Raw genomic sequence first — 16,215 nt, forward strand, 5'->3', positions numbered from 1 at the left:
TCCTCAGACCGCTAGACCGACCATTTTCGCCAGTTCGACAGTGCGGTTGGCATAACCCCACTCGTTGTCGTACCAGGCATAAAGTTTGACCTGGGTGCCGTTGATGACCATGGTCGACAGCGCATCGATGATCGATGAGCGCGGGTCGGTACGGTAGTCGATGGACACCAGCGGACGCACCTCGAAACCGAGGATGCCTTTGAGCTCGTTCTCGGAAGCGTCCTTGAGCAACTGATTCACTTCTTCCACAGTGGTGGCACGCTCGACTTCAAAGACACAATCGGTCAGCGATGCATTGGCCAGTGGCACCCGTACCGCGTGACCATTCAGGCGTCCGCGCAACTCCGGGAAGATTTCGGCAATGGCGGTGGCCGAGCCGGTGCTGGTTGGAATCAAACTCATCCCGGACGCACGCGCACGGCGCAGATCCTTGTGCGGCTGATCGAGGATGCTCTGGGTGTTGGTCAGGTCGTGGATGGTGGTGATCGAACCGTGGCGAATGCCCAGCTTTTCGTGGATGACTTTCACCACTGGCGCCAGGCAATTGGTGGTGCAGGAGGCGGCGGTCACAATGCGGTGCTGCGCTGGGTCGAACAGGTGCTGGTTGACGCCCATCACCACGTTCAAGGCGCCCTGCTCCTTGACCGGTGCACAGACCACCACACGCTTCACGCCTTGGTCCAGGTAGGCCTGCAACACCGCCACGGTTTTCATCTTGCCGCTGGCTTCAATCACCAGATCGCAGCCCGACCAGTCGGTGTCGGCAATCGCCTTGTTGGCCGTGACCTTGATGCGCTTATTGTCGATGACGACGCTGTCGCCTTCGGTGCTGGCTTCATTGTGCCAACGGCCATGCACCGAGTCGAAGTTGATCAGGTGCGCATGGGTCGCCGCGTCCCCTGCCGGATCGTTGATCTGCACGAATTCAAACTCTGGCCAGCTCCAGGCGGCCCGCAGCGCGAGGCGACCGATCCGGCCAAAACCATTGATGCCAACTTTGATAGTCATGTTGTTGTGCTCTGTATTTGTTGTCAGTGGGCGTTCGACTGGATCTCGAACTGGCCGATGTAGTCGACCTGGCTTTAACAACAGGCGAGTGCCCTTTCAGGACGGTCGCCCATCTCTTCAAGGCGTTTGGCATCAGGACTTAACCAGTGCTTGTTGCTTTCGAGCACCGTTGTCAGCACTTGATGAACCCAATCCGGGAGATTCGGGTGCAGTCGGTAATAGACCCATTGGCCTTGCCGGCGGTCCGACAACAGGCCACAAGTTCTCAGTTGTGCGAGGTGCCTGGAGATTTTTGGCTGACTCTCGTTCAGCGCGCAGGTCAGCTCGCAAACACATAACTCTCCTTCACGGGTGATGAGCATCATCGTGCGCACCCGAGTGTCGTCAGCCAGGCATTTGAAAACAGTGGTCGGTGTCAGATGGTCAGCCATATCGGTTCTCAGTGCTTGTTTTTGACCAAGACGAACATCTTGATGCGCTCATGAATTTCGTGAAGGAGGACACGGGCTTTGCCGGTCATTGTGAAGCCTCGGCTCATATACGGTTTATCGCATATATGGATTACCGTATGCAACGTAAAGAGACAACTGCAAACCAATACATCAAAGCGATTGGACTTCGTACCACTGCATGCGCCTCGACATCGACGCCCTGATGGACTGCGACACCGTGGCCACGCTCCCTGGCTGGGCGCATTCGAAAGGCGCACGACTGGAAGTGCTGATCGCCGACCGCCTCGGCATGACGGTTGTGAATGACCAGGATCCGGTATCGATGGGGTGACTGTCGGTCTCACCTTTTGTCGTAAGCCGATTGACTGACAGAGACCTTTGGAGCCCAGTGATCAGCTGGCTAAACCTGATCAGGAGAGGAACACCATGTCGAAGATAACGGTGATATCCGGTGACTTTCTGACAGGTGATGCTGAATTTCAATCTGGACTGTTCATTTTGAAATCCGCAGTAAAACCTTCCCTTAAAATAAAGATACCCCTTTCAAAACTGGAAACTTTAGAAACAGCAACCGAGGAAATAGTTAATAAGAAAGGCAGCGTTATTCGATGGAGCCTGGCTGGAGCATTGCTTTTAGGTCCGGTTGGACTGGCTGCGGGCTGGTGGCTATGTGACAAAGAAAAGGAAATAACTTTCTACGCAAAATTCAAGGATGGCCGCTGCCTTCTTGCCACAACTGATGTCGACACTTACTCTAAAATCTCTGCGTCTGCCCTCAAGTAACGCCATTCCCCCCTCCCCTTCAAAGTCAGCCGCTATAGTATTCACGGCTGAACTGCGATGGACTTTCATAGCCGACCTTGAAAGCCGCACTGGATACGTCCTGGTGTGTTGGCACCGATGCCGAATTGACCCAGTCGCCGAGATGTCACTGAGCCTGTCTGTTCCTCTCGAACCTTTTCCTATGCGGGATTTGTGCAGATTTAGAGGTGAGTCAGTCTTGACTCGGCACGTGGGTCAATTCGGCGTCGGCGTCAACAGGACGTGTCGGCGCAGAGGTAAATTGACCCGTTCAGAACTCTCGAAATGAGCGCGATACGCTTATGCTGCGCTCTTAGAGAAGTGGAATGCTGTAGCTCACAAACACCCGGTTCTGGTCTTGATCACGGGCGGCTTCGCTATTGGATTTACCATTGCGCCAGCCGAAACCCACGTTTTTAAGTGCACCGGATTGAACGACGTAGTCCAGAAAGATATCCCTTTCCCATTCTTTCTGATTGTCGCCGGTTCTCGTCTTGATATTGTCCCCGGAGAGGTACATGACCGAGGCTTTCAGGCCAGGGACACCCAGGGCGGCAAAGTCATAGGCGTACTGACCGAATGACGTACGTTCCCCTGCGCGGGTGAAGCTCTGGATCAGACGGTCTGTGTACAGGTACAAGCTGCTGCCTGCGGCGCCTTTATCCACCAAACTACCCTGGTTGAGCTGGGTGAAGCTGCTACCCTCCGAAACGCTTTGGTAGCCCGCAGTAAATGCGTGGGCGCCAAGGCTGTAAATCAATGCAGCACTCCAGAGACGGTTGTCGATCACGCCATCACCGTTTTCGGTGAAGCCACTGATTCTGTAACCTGATGTACCGGAGCTGTTTTCACCTGACGAGTCAGTTTTGAAGTAACGCAGGTCGGTTTTCAGGGATTGATTGTCCGAGAACGCAAGCGTGTGAATCAGTCCGAAAAACTGCTGGTTATAGTAGTTCTCGAGATGGGCATAGTAGTACTGAGCCGTCAGATCCCTGGTGACTTTCCAGTCGCCCCCGACGAAGTCGAACTGGTTGCTTTCACGCGTACCGCCCATAGCGGCCAGCCCCGTCTGATCCGTTGAACCGCGACCTGTTGCATGTTCAATTCGCCCACCCGTCAGGGTCAGATCCTTGAACTCGCTCGAGGTGATTTGGCCGCCCTCGAAGGTTTGTGGAAGCACCCTCCCATCGTTGGCGACCAGAATCGGAAGTTTCGGAATCAAGGTGCCGTAGCGCAGTTCAGTCTTCGACATTTTGACTTTTCCGGTCAGCCCCAGCCGGCTCCACTCGTCGACGGCGCGGTTGTCACTGTCCGAGGGAATCATAGAGCTGCCGACGTGTCGTCCCTTGCCAGTGTCCAGGGTAATGCCCAGCAACCCCAGGGCATCAACACCAAAACCAACGGTACCCTCGGTATATCCCGACTTGAAGTCCAACATGAAACCTTGCGCCCACTCTTCGGTTTTCGAAGGTGCAGCGGTGCCATCACGGTTGTCGTTATTGAAGTAGAAGCTCCTCATTCCCAAGGCAGCTTTGCTATCACTCAGGAAGTCAGCAAACGCCTGGCTACTCAGGGCAATGCTGCCAAACAGCAAAGTTGCAGAAACTTTCTTTACGCTCACTTATAACGCTCCGATTTTTTTATATTTGTAAGTAACAGAAGCAACAAGGAAATCTTCCAGGCCAACGCAACACACACGAATCCCACGCAGAGTTCGCTCACGCGAATTCATCAACTGAATATGCGCAAATTGCTCAACCCTTCAGGCAACTTTTGTTTGTTTGCAGTGCGTATGATTTTTGACTACCTAATTGGCAGCACCGTGCGAGTTATATCTGCGAACCAAAGTTTTCATCCATACTAAACAATTCAGTTCCCCTTGGGGTGAGCTGAACACGCCTTAGCAATTTGAAGCCAAACGGACAATTGCATCGCGACTGCCTGCTTGCTCTCGAAGTAAAAACTTCTGGATTTTCCCGGTTGCGGTTTTTGGCAACTCTGTAAAAATCACTCTGCGAGGGCATTTGAATCGAGCAAGACGGCTCTGGCAGAACACAATTATTTCTGCCTCGGTGGGAAGCTCAATACCACTTTTTAGTTCGACAAACGCGCACGGGACTTCCCCCCATTTGTCATCAGGCTGAGCGACGACTGCAGCATGTAAAACAGCTGGATGACAATGGATGGTTTCTTCGATCTCTACGGACGAGATATTCTCCCCTCCAGAAATAATGACGTCCTTGCAACGGTCGGTAATTTGTACATAACCGTTGGGGTGCACAACGGCTACATCACCAGTATGAAACCAGCCGCCTTCAAAGGCTTTTCGGGTTGCGCTTTCATTCTTCAGATAACCCATCATAACGGTGTTGCCCTTGAGCAGCAGCTCACCCGTTGTTTGGCCGTCCTTTGGAACTGGCTGCATCGTTTCGGAGTCAGCGACCATCAAGCCTTCGAAGGCTGCTGCACGAGCCCCTTGGCGCACACGAAAAGCGCCCTGCTCACTCGGTGTCAAATCGTCCCAACCGTCTTGCCATACGCAGCTGATCGGGGTGCCGGAAACTTCAGTAATTCCATAAACGTGGTCAACGTCGAAGCCTCGTGAGACTACGGCGTTGAGTACGCTGGCCGGAGGTGGGGAACCGGCAGTCAGCACTCGTACCGGCGTTTTAAGCGCAGGACGGTCTGCGGCGTTCGCAATCATGGCCATAACAATAGGCGCCGCACAGAAGTGGTCGACGCCATGGTTATCTATCGACTCAAACACCGTCTCTGCGGAAACCTTTCTCAGGCACACATGCGTGCCGGCCGCCGCAGTGATCGCCCAGGTAAAACACCATCCGTTAGCGTGGAACATAGGGAGTGTCCACAGGTAACGAGGAGCCCGAGAAAGCGGCCAGTTAGTCATCTGCAGCATACTCATGAGGTAAGTGCCGCGATGGCTGGCGACGACACCCTTCGGATCGCCGGTTGTACCTGAGGTGTAGTTGAGCGCTATCGGCTGCCACTCATCGCTTGGCCAAACCCCTTCGAAATCTGGACTACCGCTACAAATCAAGGTCTCGTAATCGATGTCTCCAATGCTTTTGCAAATGGGCGCCAGGTGGTCATTGATGTCGATGACCAACGGACGGTGCTCCAGGAGTTCAAGCGCGGCATCGGCCAGTGCTGCAAACTCTCGATCTACCAAGAGGAGCTTGCATTCCCCATGGCGAAGTATGAATGCCACGCCTTCTGCATCCAGGCGGTAGTTAACTGTATTCAGTACCGCGCCACAGAGAGGGATCCCAAAATGGGCTTCGAGCATGGCAGGAGTATTGGGAGACAGAATTGAAATGGTGTCTCCCGCACCCATGCCTTTTTTGGAAAGTGCTGAGGCGAGTCGATAGCACCGCTCGCGAGTTTCACTCCAGGTTCTGCGAAGTTCTCCATGAACTACCGCTATCCGATCCGGGTGCACAAGTGCTGCCCGATCCAGAAATCCAAGGGGAGTCAGGGGCAAATAGTTTGCCTTGCAGTGATCAAGCCCATTCTCATAAGCACCAGGCTTCATGGTGTTGTCTCCTTATTATTGTGATGAAAGGTGGAAAACGCGCTCACCGGCTCCCGATCAGTAACCAAGGTGTTCTCAATACTGGTCTCGTCGGCGTATCCAAGACTCATTCCGCAAACCAGCATTTGATCAGCGGGGATCGCAAGGGATTGCGAGATAACGCGGTGATATTTCAAAAAGGCGGCTTGCGGGCAGGTGTGCAACTTCCTCCCTCGTGCTGCCACCATCACGGCCTGCAGAAACATTCCGTAGTCGAGGAGACTCCCTTCCTTTAGCACTCGATCAATGGTGAAGATCAAGCCGACTGGCGCGTCAAAGAAACGGTAATTGCGGCCGTGTTGCGCATGCATTCGCTGCTTGTCACCCTTCTCGATTCCCAGCAATCCGTAGAGCTCCCAGCCTACTTGCCTTCTCCGATCCACGTAGGGTGAAGTCCATTCGCGTGGGTAATATTCGTATGCGTCTTCAAGGTGGTTGCTGAGTGACGGATCGTTGTCAATTTCCGCGATGGCGCATGAAAGACGAGTCTTTGCTTCTCCAGTGACAACATGGACGCGCCAAGGCTGCATGTTCACTCCCGTTGCGCAGAATCGAGCGATATCAAGGATCGATTCAATTTCTTCGCGTGGTACAGGCGTGGGCAAAAAAGCCCGAATGCTGCGTCGTGAAGCTATCGCCCAATCAACCGTTTGGCTAAGCAGTTCAGACGATACTGGCGGTTGGGATAAGCGATTCATTTTCATGCGTTAGAGTCCACGGATTCAGTTACAGACGGATGCATCATGGTATTAACTAGACAGGGCTGGGGCCTTTCTGACTTGAGTCGAGTCTGCGCGGGACTGGTTAATCATGGTGACTGCGGCAGCGCCAATAAGACCAGCAAGGCTGATGGCCATGAAGTTTTTCTCAAGCGGAAGGTTTAGTGATACCAGCCAACCGATGAGGACGGGGGCGACGATAGCGCCAATTCTTCCTACACCAGACGCGAAACCCACGCCGGTTGAACGAATCGATGACGGGTAGAAATCCCCGGCGTACGCATAGGCCAACAGTTGGGTACCAAGAGTCGATGCCCCGACAGTGAACACCACTGGAAACAGCAAAGTTGTTGAGCGCGTATAGCCCAAGATTGTTAGAGCCATTGCTCCGACGATATAAAAGCAGACCAGCACGTGTTTGATGTTTAGCTTGTCGCTCAACCATCCTCCGCCAATTGCACCGGCGATGGCCCCCACATTGAAAACAATCACAAAGTTCAACGCAGAGCCAAGACTGAATCCAGCCATCGCCATAAGCTTGGTCAACCAGGAGTTAAGGGCGTACACCATGAACAGCCCCGTCATGAACGCCGCCCAAATCATTACGGTGCTAAAGCCTCGACCCTCCTTGAACAAGTTACGAACTGGCGCTTCCTGTTTATCCAATACACTGGCGTTTCCGGTCATCACCGTGTTTTTGTCGATCATGAGAGTAGGGTCTATCTTGCGAGCAATAGCCCGTAGCTCATCGTGACGTCCGTTTTTCAGCAGATAGCCTATGGACTCAGGCATGGTCTTTAGGATCATAGGAATCAGAAGCACTGGCAGCAGTGCCACATAAAACACCCACTGCCAGCCGTGACTTTCAATGAGTTGCTTGCCAGTTAGTGCAACCAAAATACCGCCCACGGAGTACCCCGCGAAAACGAGGGTCACCAGGCGCGTACGGAGTTTGAGTGGAGAAAACTCACCCATCTGAGCGGTGCAAATTGGCAGTACGCCGCCGATGCCAAGGCCCGCGATGAAGCGAGAAATGCTGAAGCTAATCGGGTCACTGGTGAGACCAGCCCCAGCAGTGAAAATACTGAACAAGGCCACACAGATTGCGATCATCTTGGGACGCCCAATACGGTCAGCTAGCGTCCCAAGAAATATCGCTCCGAGCATCGTTCCGAAGAGCGCTGAACCAGCCATGATGCCGGCGCTGGTTGGATCAATGTTCATTTCCTTCATGATCGCCGGAAGGGCTGCACCGACTACAGCAAGGTCATAGCCATCAATTATCAGAATGAGGACACACCAAAATAGAATGAGCCCATGGAAGCGGTTGAACTTCGATTCAACCGCGAGTGCATAAACGTTTACCGGCTGCATATCGCGTCTCCTTCGATCTTGTTTTTGTTTGTGAAATGCTAGGCGCCTAGTCTTGGAGGCATATCGAGGAGGAGAACGCACCGGTTGAAGACTCGGTGGTCTGCTTGAGATGCGACACTTGGGCTACCTGCGTCGCATCGTAGGAGTTGGGCTTGCTGTGGCCTATGCCCTACGACATCGTTCTGTTTGACCGATTTGGACACCCATAGCTGGCCAGAAACCACCAGTGTGATCTTGGGGAAGAGCTGTCCATCGGCATTTTGGCGGGTGCAACGGGTTGCAGATCTCAGTACGAAATCTGGCGGGGGAAGTAGTGCTCTTGTTCCGCAAGTAAGGCTTTTAGCTTTCGCCCGGATCTTGCGCATTGGAGCGGCGATAAGCGCCAGGGCTCACTCCCGTCCACTTCTTGAAGGCGCGGTGAAAGGCACTGCTTTCCTGGAAGCCTGTGAGCGCAGCTACTTCGGTGACTGTCATATTTGGCTGGCACAGCAGGTTGATCGCCATGTCGCGGCGCAGATTGTCTTTCAAACGCTGATAGCTAACCCCCTCGGCTTGGAGCCTTCGCTGAAGCGTCGAATATGACATGCCGAGCACTTTTGCCACCTTATCTAGCTCTGGCCATTCCTCCGGATCCAGGCATCTCAATCTCATTCGGATCTGGGCGCTGATGCTGTCCTCATTACGGTATTTTACCAGCAGACTAGCAGGCGACTCTTTCAAGAACGTCGATAGGCTCGCCTTGTTTTGCACGACCTTGAGGCTTAGAAAAATACGGTCAAAACGCATCATCGTAACGGGAGCGCCAAACTGAATTTCTTCACAAAAGCGCATCCGATAGTCGCTATCGTCGAGCGGTCGATTCGGTCTGAAGCAGAGTTCCTTTATCGGAATGCGCCTGTTACCCAGCCAGCAAAGCAATCCATGTACCAGGATCAGCCATGTTCCGTAGCTAAAGAGGCGACGCTCAATTCCTTTGTCATGGATAACGATGACGGCGGAGTCATCTTCAAGCCTCAGCTCACCGTGAATGTCGTCCAACACAAGGCGTAGAAATTTCAGAATCCGCCGCAACGCTTGCTCTAACGACTCGCAGTCAATCGAAGCCTGGCACATCAATCGGAAGCTACCTCGTCGCATTGGATGGCTATCGATTCCGAAAAACTCATCGTCGAGTAGATCTGAAAGAGCGACCCATAGGCGAGAAAATGCAGCAGCCGAAACCCTGGCCTGGGGAGAAGTGAGGAGCTCCGGATCTATACGTGCTTGCTGCAATGCGATGGATGTGTCCAGTTGGCGTCGCAATGCGCCATCGAGGGCTTCGTGCACCAATCCAATCGAAGTAGTTCCCTTGTCCTGGATGAGCATGCTTATTCCTCTGCGCAGTTGATATCTGACTTGATGCTGATCTTCAAATCTCTACGGCAGGTCTGCTTTGAGCAACCTGACGAGCCTGAATTGTTTATCTACGTTCCGGCTTCACAGCATCGCATGTCAACCCGAAGGTTTTGTTATCAGGGAACGCTTTTGCAACCCCTCCTCCTGGCCCTCGATGCCTGGCCTCGATTATCCAAAGCATTCAACCAAGCTGAGGCGTTTGAGCATTGTCGAGGCCACTGATCACCGACAATATCCGTCCAAGAATCTCCAGCGCGGCTTACACCTGAAGTAAACCGGCGGCCGGAACCGATCTGGCCGTTGGGCCTTTTACATGTCAAATAACCGCGTATGCGGCACTGCCAAATTGTGAGGAAACATCATGCGCATCGAAAACTCAGTCTTCCTGATTACTGGCGCAGGTTCTGGACTCGGGCTGGCTTCGGCGCGTGAGTTGGTGGGCCGAGGTGCAAACGTGGTGCTGGTCGATGTGAACGAAGCCGCTGGTGTAGCTCGCGCTGACGAGCTAGGAAAACGTGCGATTTTCGTGCGAGCAGACATCACCTGTGAAAGTGATTGCCGTACAGCCATTGCCTCTGCAGTAGGCGTCTTTGGCGCGTTGCAAGGGGTGATCAACTGCGCGGGTATTGCGCCAGCCGAACGGGTTTTAGGCCGTAATGGCGCACATGGGCTTGAGAGTTTTCGCCGAACTATCGAAATCAATTTGATCGGTAGCTTCAACATGGTTCGCCTTGCTGCTGAAGCTATGGCGGGAGGAGAGCCCGATGAAGAAGGTGAGCGCGGCGTAGTCATAAATACGGCCTCTGTCGCAGCTTTTGACGGTCAGACGGGCCAAGCCGCTTACGCCGCGTCCAAAGGTGGAGTTGCTGCCATGACATTGCCATTGGCTCGCGACCTGGCTCGTTCAGGCATCCGTGTCATGTGCATTGCACCCGGAATATTCGAGACCCCGATGATGGCGGGAATGCCTCGGGACGTGCAGGCATCATTGGCAGCCAATGTGCCGTTCCCTCCACGGCTGGGACGGCCTTCCGAGTACGCAGCGCTGGCAGCGCACATCATCGAAAACTCCATGCTCAATGGTGAGGTGATTCGTTTGGATGGTGCTTTGAGAATGGCCGCTAAATAGATCGAGCTAAAAGTCTGTGATCGGGCACAAGCCCCCCCAACATGAAACAGAGGATTCAGTTATGAGCCATACCGACCCTATCGTCATTGTCAGTGCTGTCCGAACTCCGTTAGGAGGCTTTCTTGGGAACTTCAAGGAAGTCACCGCTGCGCAGCTGGGTGCGGTTGCAATTCGTGCCGCCGTGGAACGAGCCAGCCTGCAGCCCAGTGACATTGGCGAGGTCATCATGGGATGCGTGCTACAAGCTGGGCAAGGCCAGGCTCCGGCTCGCCAAGCTGCCCTGTTGGCGAATCTTGCGGAGCAAGTGGTGTGCTCAACAGTCAACAAGATGTGCGGCTCTGGCATGAAAGCGCTGATGTTCGGCCACGACCTTCTCCATGCCGGGAGCGCGGAGGTGGTGGTTGCCGGAGGTATGGAAAGCATGTCAAACGCTCCCTACCTGTTGGAGCGAGCTCGCTCAGGCTATCGAATGGGCCACAGCAAGATCATTGATCATATGTTTCTCGATGGGTTGGAAGATGCCTACGAGAAAGGCCGGCTCATGGGCACATACGCCGAAGACTGTGCTCAGAGTTATGGATTCACTCGAGGCCAGCAGGATGAGTTTGCGATCAGCTCGTTGACCCGAGCTCAGAAGGCAATCACCGAAGGGCGTTTCCAGGACGAGATTGTCCCTGTGCAGGCTTCGTCTGGCCGTGAGACGGTTTCGATCGAAAGCGATGAACAGCCGGGTAAGGCCCGGATCGACAAAATTCCTACGTTGAAACCTGCGTTTCGCGAAGGCGGGACGGTGACTGCGGCGAACTCCAGTTCTATCTCGGATGGCTCGGCTGCCCTCGTGCTGATGCGCTTGTCTGAAGCCGAGCGTAGAGGCCTTACACCGTTGGCCCGGATAGCAGGTCATGCATCCTACGCGCACGCTCCCGGCCTCTTTGCCTGCGCTCCGGTCGGTGCGATTAAACGCTTGCTGGAGCGAACCAACTGGTCAATGCAGGATGTTGATCTCTTTGAGATCAATGAGGCCTTTGCCGTGGTTCCCATGGTTGTTATCCGAGACTTGAACGTCGGACATGAGCAGTTAAATGTCCACGGTGGGGCATGCGCTTTGGGGCACCCGATTGGCGCGTCAGGCGCGCGTGTTGTTGTTACGTTGATAAATGCCTTGAGGCAGAACACGCTAAAGCGTGGCATCGCCTCTGTGTGCATTGGTGGCGGCGAGTCGACCGCGATTGCTATCGAACTCCTCTCATAGAGGAGCGTTGACTGGCTGCAATAAGTCTCTCGCTGCGCCTCGGAAATTTTTTGCGCAAAGGATTTGTCTGTGAACTACCGGCCCCGAAAGGGGTTGGCTTGATCACGCGCTGAATACGGTCAACACAACGCCTGGCCAGAAAGAAGGGATGCGAGCATTTGTGGAGAATCGCGCAGCCAGGTTTTGAGCGTCGGTGTTGCGAGTTTAACGCTGCAGAATCCAGGAGATACCGTGGCAGAGAAAGAACTGGGGACTGTCAGATTTTTTGTGTGCGGGCCGGTAACGGCCTGCCGCTAGGCAGGCTCTGATTTTCACCAGGTCAGCCCCCACGCAGAATCAGCGCATCCGCGCCATCCCACTCGGCGAAGATTTTTTGCCCGCAGTGCACGCCAAGCAAGTTGTAATCGGCATGCCGTTTCTGCACCTGTAACTCAAGCCCGCCGCTGGCTTCGAGATAGATGTTGACCATCGAGCCGATGAACTCTTCACCGACCACGGTGCAGTTCAGCCGGTTGCGTCGCATAGGCTGCGCGGTCAGGTCGATATGCTCGGCGCTTACGCAGACTGTAACGCGCTCAGCGGGAACAACCGTTTTACCCTCAGGCAGCCGCGCCAGGAATCCACCATGCTGCGAATCGAGGCAAACCAACCCGCTATCGTCGAAGCCAACGACAATACAGTTAAGAATGTTTTTACCGCCAACGAACTCGGCAACGAAGCGGTTGTGAGGCTCAAGGAAAACTTCCTGCGGCGAGCCGATCTGTTCGACCCGGCCTCGACTCATGATCACTACACGATCGGCCATTGCAAAGGCTTCGGATTGACTGTGAGTGACGTAGACAAAGGTGATACCCAGGTCCTTCTGCAGTCCAGTCAGCACGCCTTGCATGCGCACACTCAGATGAGCATCCAGGGCGCTCAGGGGCTCGTCGAGCAGCAGGATCGGCGGTTCGGTGACCAACGAGCGCGCCAACGCCACGCGTTGCCGCTGGCCACCGGAGAGCAGGCTTATATCGCGAGTGGCGAACTCCTCCAATCCGAGCCGCTCAAGCCACAGTAGCGCCTTCTTGCGTCGCTCAGCCTTGGCCATCCCTCTCATTCGCAGACCGAACTCGACATTCTCCAGCACGTCAAGAAACGGGAACAGTGCCAGGTTTTGCCAAACCAACGGCGTCTCCCGTTCCCAGGAGTAGAGATCATTGATGCGCTCACCGTTAAGACGAATTTCGCCTTCACTGGGTTTATCCAGCCCTGCGAGCATGCGCAGCGTTGTGGTTTTACCGCAGCCGCTCGACCCCATGATCGCGACGAACTCACCTTTGTAAATCTCCAGGTTCATACGCTCGACAGCCTGATAGCTACCGAAATGTTTAACCACGTTGTCGAATACCACCAACGGTTGAGTCATGGCTGAATCCTTCGTGTTCGGATGATTGTCAGGGTGGTATCAGGCACTGGCGGGCTTACGCCGCCGCATCAACAGCAGTTGCGCGAGGATCACCAGGGTCATGGTCGTGATAAAGACGATGGTGCCGATCGCGTTGATGGTCGGGCTCACCTGCCCTTGCAGCGTATTGAGGATGCGCACAGGCACCGTTTCGTTAAGCCCCGACACGAACCAGGCGACAGCGAACTCATCGAAGGAAACGGCCATGGTCACGAACAGCGCGGCGAAAATGCTCGGCGCCGTGAATGGCAGGATCACATGACGCATGGCCTTCCACTGGTTGGCTCCCAGGTTCCAGGCCGCCGCCTCAATGTTCGGATCCATCTGCGCCAGGCGCATCCTGATGACCGCCATTGCGAACGGAGCGCACATCACGATATGGCTGATCATCACCGCGTAGATCTCGCCGGAAAGCCCGACCCGCGACAGGAAAGCCAGCATCGCCAGCCCCATGATCACCACCGGAATGGTGGGCGGCAGTAGCGCGAGCGCCATGTAGATTGACTTGCCGAAGAACGGGTAACGGAAGTCTGTGTAAGCCGCCGTAAACCCAAGCAGGGTTGATACCAGCGACACGACCACACCCACCGTCAGGCTGTTCCTGAATGCCTGCCAGACCGCCGGATCGCTGGCGATCAGTTCGTACCAGTGCAAACTGAAACCGCCCAGTGGCAAGGAAGGGAAACGGTCAATGTTGAACGAGAACACGAAGCTGCCGGCAATCGGCATAAAAATGAAGAGGAACACCAGTACGACAAAGCTGCGCAGCAAGAAGTTAATCAACCGATGCTCGTTCATGTGCGCCTCCGGTAAGCGAAGCGAACCGCACCAAAAGCCGCGATGAGCAACGTCACAATCATCATCGTTGCGATCACCGCCGCGCGTGGCCATTGCTGGCCCGACTTGGTGGTGTCAGTGATCAGCGTACTCAAGGTCGGCGGCTGACCACCGCCCAGGTAGAGCGGGCTGACAAAGTCGCCGAAGCTCAGGATGAAACAAAACAGTGCCGCGACGACAATGCCGATCCGCGCCGACGGCACCACCACCAGCAGCACCGTTCGCAATCGTCCGCAGCCGAGGTTGTGCGCGGCCTCGATCAACGAACGATCGATGTACATCAAGCTGAACAGTTGCAGCAAAACCACCAATGGCAGGCACAGCGTGAAATAACCGACATAAGTACCGAACGCCGAATTCAACATGGCAAACGGCTCTATCCCAAGCAGACCAAGCGCGGCATTGAAGATGCCGTTATCGCTGAGGAACACCTGCCATGAATAAGTGCGCACCAGGTAGCTGGTGAAGAACGGAGTGACCAGCAGCAACACCAGCAGCTGCTTTGCCGACTCGCGAAACTTGAAGGCGATTGCATAAGCGCAGGGAAAGGCCACCAGGCTGACCAGCACAGTGGCACCTGCCGCCATGGCGAGTGTATGGACGTAGGCGTCCCAAAAAAAGGCGCGACTGAGCATATAGCTCCAGTTGAGCCATTCGAACGTCGGCACCATCCGGAAGTTACGTACAAGCCAAAAGCTGATGGCCACCAGAAACGCCAGCGGGAATACGAAGAACATCAATTGCCAGATCAGGATAGGCATCGAGAAACAGAGGCCAAACCAGGGCAAGCGCCACACCCTCCTTGAACGGCGCTCTGTTCGGGCACCGGCATTACCGGAGAGTACCGACGGCGAAGCCTTCAATTTGTCTGAAATCATAGCGACCACCTCCACTCGTCTCGTCAAGCACCCTTGTATTGCGACCAGAAGTCATTCCACTCATCCAGACTCTGCCGGACCGGGAGTTCGCGGTACTTGATACGACCATCGCGGATGTCATCCATGACGTTGCGCTGACCGAGCAGCATGCCTTGGCGCTTCGCCTCGGCGAGATCGGTCTGGTTCAGCAGTTCCCAGCCCTTTTTGCTCGGGATCAGCGCGGGATAAGCGGCCATCTTCGCCGACTTGACCTGGCCTTCAGGTGAGGTGATGTATTGGATGAACTTCTTCGCCAGCTCCGGGCTGTGTGCTTTTTTAGCGATGCAGTAAGACTCCGTCCATTGCAACCCGCCCTCCTTGGGCAATACGGTTTTCACCGGTGCGCCGGCACGTTGCAAGACACCGGTGATCCAGTCGCCGATGCCGCACATGGCATGGATCTGACCATTCTTCAGAGAAGAAAAGGTTCCGCCGTAATCGAAGAAGCCACCGATTTGCGCACGCAAGCTCATCATCTTCTGCTGCACCGTTTGCCAGTGCGCGGTATCGATGTCGTACGGGCGCGCGTTGCCATTCATCAAGCTGATCTGTCCGAGATTCGGCAGGTGCCAGTCGAAGTGTCCAACCTTGCCCTTGAGGCTTTCGTCCCAGAACACGTCATAGCTGTGCACCTTGGTTTCGGGAACGAGTCGGGTGTTGTAGGCGATGCCGAGGAAGCCAAAGCGAATCAGGACCGAGTAGAGCTTGTCCCCCTGCCAGTGGCCGGGAAAATGCTGGAACTCCGGGTAGAAGTCATCGAAGGGGTAGTCAGCGGGGTCAAGTTGCTCGATGTACTCGGCGGCATTGAGTTGCTGGACGTATTCGGCGTCGGACAGGATCAGGTCGAAAGTGCCGGGCGGGGACTGTGAGATCAACCCCAGCATGTTGTCGCCGCCGGTGTAGTACTTGGCCCGGACCTTGACCCCATATTGGCGCTCGAAATCAGCGACGATGTCCGGCTCTGCGTGTCCGGCCCATGCGAGTATGACCAGTTCTTTTTCCGCTGCGGCGAAGCTTCTCAAGGGCAGCAAACCAGAAAGCGCTGCGGTGCCTGCCAGGATGCTGGAGGTCTTGAGGAATGTACGGCGTGAAAGGTCGATGCGATTTTTCATTATTGTCTCGCCTGGTGATGGAAAGTGGCTCAGGTGAAAAGCGCTCCTGTCCGTCTCATCCTTTTGCTCTTGCCTGCTGCCTGCTATCGCTGCCAACCACAGCATCATTCGCCGGCTGGATGCATTGCAGCAGGTCGCCATCACCCGTTTTTGTGCGCGCTCGACCTGGACTTTGTCAGA

At 54.8% G+C, this 16,215-nt stretch carries 15 protein-coding genes; 4 read left to right on the forward strand and 11 right to left on the reverse strand.

The window, feature by feature from the left end; genetic code table 11:
- Positions 1-3: 3 nt before the first annotated feature.
- Together C8K63_RS16270 and C8K63_RS16275 are read right to left on the reverse strand one after the other, a co-directional pair.
- The gene (locus C8K63_RS16270) at positions 4-1,008 is read right to left on the reverse strand and encodes an ArsJ-associated glyceraldehyde-3-phosphate dehydrogenase (protein ID WP_108217651.1); all 1,005 of its coding nucleotides are present in this window, start codon (positions 1,006-1,008) and stop codon (positions 4-6) included.
- 74 nt (positions 1,009-1,082) lie between these two features.
- Entirely contained in the window at positions 1,083-1,439 is a 357-nt protein-coding gene (locus tag C8K63_RS16275) for a metalloregulator ArsR/SmtB family transcription factor (protein ID WP_108217652.1), read from the reverse strand.
- A gap of 199 nt (positions 1,440-1,638) precedes the next feature.
- Here C8K63_RS16275 and C8K63_RS16280 point away from each other — a divergent pair, with 199 nt between their 5' ends.
- A complete protein-coding gene (locus C8K63_RS16280) occupies positions 1,639-1,791 on the forward strand; it encodes a DUF4406 domain-containing protein (protein ID WP_108217653.1) in 153 nt (50 codons plus the stop codon).
- 95 nt (positions 1,792-1,886) lie between these two features.
- Complete coding sequence (locus C8K63_RS16285; RefSeq protein ID WP_108217654.1) at positions 1,887-2,243, forward strand: hypothetical protein; 357 nt, start codon at positions 1,887-1,889, stop codon at positions 2,241-2,243.
- A gap of 331 nt (positions 2,244-2,574) precedes the next feature.
- Here C8K63_RS16285 and C8K63_RS16290 read toward each other — a convergent pair whose 3' ends face one another.
- The 5 genes from C8K63_RS16290 to C8K63_RS16310 form a co-directional block, all read right to left on the reverse strand.
- On the reverse strand, positions 2,575-3,882 hold the full coding sequence (locus C8K63_RS16290; RefSeq protein WP_108217655.1) for an OprD family porin: 1,308 nt from the start codon (positions 3,880-3,882) through the stop codon (positions 2,575-2,577).
- 279 nt (positions 3,883-4,161) lie between these two features.
- Positions 4,162-5,814, reverse strand: a complete 1,653-nt coding sequence (locus C8K63_RS16295; protein WP_108217656.1) for an AMP-binding protein — start codon at positions 5,812-5,814, stop codon at positions 4,162-4,164.
- Positions 5,811-6,557, reverse strand: a complete 747-nt coding sequence (locus C8K63_RS16300) for a nitroreductase (RefSeq protein WP_177413252.1) — start codon at positions 6,555-6,557, stop codon at positions 5,811-5,813. The genes C8K63_RS16295 and C8K63_RS16300 overlap by 4 nt, the downstream gene beginning before the upstream one ends.
- A 45-nt stretch (positions 6,558-6,602) precedes the next feature.
- Positions 6,603-7,946, reverse strand: coding sequence for an MFS transporter (locus C8K63_RS16305; protein ID WP_108217657.1), 1,344 nt, complete (start codon positions 7,944-7,946; stop codon positions 6,603-6,605).
- Between the two features lie 339 nt (positions 7,947-8,285).
- The gene (locus tag C8K63_RS16310; protein WP_108217658.1) at positions 8,286-9,311 is read right to left on the reverse strand and encodes an AraC family transcriptional regulator; all 1,026 of its coding nucleotides are present in this window, start codon (positions 9,309-9,311) and stop codon (positions 8,286-8,288) included.
- Between the two features lie 391 nt (positions 9,312-9,702).
- On the opposite strand from C8K63_RS16310, the gene C8K63_RS16315 reads away from it, so the two are divergent.
- Both C8K63_RS16315 and C8K63_RS16320 read left to right on the forward strand, forming a co-directional pair.
- Complete coding sequence (locus C8K63_RS16315) at positions 9,703-10,470, forward strand: 3-hydroxyacyl-CoA dehydrogenase (protein WP_108217659.1); 768 nt, start codon at positions 9,703-9,705, stop codon at positions 10,468-10,470.
- Between the two features lie 61 nt (positions 10,471-10,531).
- Positions 10,532-11,722, forward strand: coding sequence for an acetyl-CoA C-acyltransferase (locus C8K63_RS16320; protein WP_108217660.1), 1,191 nt, complete (start codon positions 10,532-10,534; stop codon positions 11,720-11,722).
- Positions 11,723-12,041: 319 nt separating this feature from the next.
- On the opposite strand, the gene C8K63_RS16325 is transcribed toward C8K63_RS16320, so the two are convergent.
- From C8K63_RS16325 to C8K63_RS16340, 4 genes are read right to left on the reverse strand one after another with little or no spacing between them, the layout of a single operon-like run.
- Positions 12,042-13,130: an ABC transporter ATP-binding protein gene (locus C8K63_RS16325; RefSeq protein ID WP_108217661.1), complete on the reverse strand. Its 1,089-nt coding sequence runs from the start codon at positions 13,128-13,130 to the stop codon at positions 12,042-12,044.
- Positions 13,131-13,169: 39 nt separating this feature from the next.
- On the reverse strand, positions 13,170-13,967 hold the full coding sequence (locus C8K63_RS16330; protein WP_108217662.1) for an ABC transporter permease: 798 nt from the start codon (positions 13,965-13,967) through the stop codon (positions 13,170-13,172).
- Positions 13,964-14,884 carry an ABC transporter permease gene (locus tag C8K63_RS16335; protein ID WP_108217663.1) on the reverse strand — a complete coding sequence of 307 codons (921 nt, stop codon included), beginning with the start codon at positions 14,882-14,884 and terminating at the stop codon, positions 13,964-13,966. The genes C8K63_RS16330 and C8K63_RS16335 overlap by 4 nt, the downstream gene beginning before the upstream one ends.
- A gap of 23 nt (positions 14,885-14,907) precedes the next feature.
- Positions 14,908-16,035 carry an extracellular solute-binding protein gene (locus C8K63_RS16340; RefSeq protein ID WP_108217664.1) on the reverse strand — a complete coding sequence of 376 codons (1,128 nt, stop codon included), beginning with the start codon at positions 16,033-16,035 and terminating at the stop codon, positions 14,908-14,910.
- Between the last annotated feature and the right edge of the window lie 180 nt (positions 16,036-16,215).

Source organism: Pseudomonas sp. GV085, from assembly GCF_003050925.1.
In the GTDB taxonomy this organism is placed as follows: domain Bacteria; phylum Pseudomonadota; class Gammaproteobacteria; order Pseudomonadales; family Pseudomonadaceae; genus Aquipseudomonas.

Coding starts and splice junctions, on each gene's coding strand:
- C8K63_RS16270 (WP_108217651.1), bottom strand. CDS start 1,008: ATGACTATCAAAGTTGGCATCAATGGTTTTGGCCGGATCGGTCGCCTC.
- C8K63_RS16275 (WP_108217652.1), bottom strand. CDS start 1,439: ATGGCTGACCATCTGACACCGACCACTGTTTTCAAATGCCTGGCTGAC.
- C8K63_RS16280 (WP_108217653.1), top strand. CDS start 1,639: ATGCGCCTCGACATCGACGCCCTGATGGACTGCGACACCGTGGCCACG.
- C8K63_RS16285 (WP_108217654.1), top strand. CDS start 1,887: ATGTCGAAGATAACGGTGATATCCGGTGACTTTCTGACAGGTGATGCT.
- C8K63_RS16295 (WP_108217656.1), bottom strand. CDS start 5,814: ATGAAGCCTGGTGCTTATGAGAATGGGCTTGATCACTGCAAGGCAAAC.
- C8K63_RS16300 (WP_177413252.1), bottom strand. CDS start 6,557: ATGAAAATGAATCGCTTATCCCAACCGCCAGTATCGTCTGAACTGCTT.
- C8K63_RS16305 (WP_108217657.1), bottom strand. CDS start 7,946: ATGCAGCCGGTAAACGTTTATGCACTCGCGGTTGAATCGAAGTTCAAC.
- C8K63_RS16310 (WP_108217658.1), bottom strand. CDS start 9,311: ATGCTCATCCAGGACAAGGGAACTACTTCGATTGGATTGGTGCACGAA.
- C8K63_RS16315 (WP_108217659.1), top strand. CDS start 9,703: ATGCGCATCGAAAACTCAGTCTTCCTGATTACTGGCGCAGGTTCTGGA.
- C8K63_RS16320 (WP_108217660.1), top strand. CDS start 10,532: ATGAGCCATACCGACCCTATCGTCATTGTCAGTGCTGTCCGAACTCCG.
- C8K63_RS16325 (WP_108217661.1), bottom strand. CDS start 13,130: ATGACTCAACCGTTGGTGGTATTCGACAACGTGGTTAAACATTTCGGT.
- C8K63_RS16330 (WP_108217662.1), bottom strand. CDS start 13,967: ATGAACGAGCATCGGTTGATTAACTTCTTGCTGCGCAGCTTTGTCGTA.
- C8K63_RS16335 (WP_108217663.1), bottom strand. CDS start 14,884: ATGATTTCAGACAAATTGAAGGCTTCGCCGTCGGTACTCTCCGGTAAT.
- C8K63_RS16340 (WP_108217664.1), bottom strand. CDS start 16,035: ATGAAAAATCGCATCGACCTTTCACGCCGTACATTCCTCAAGACCTCC.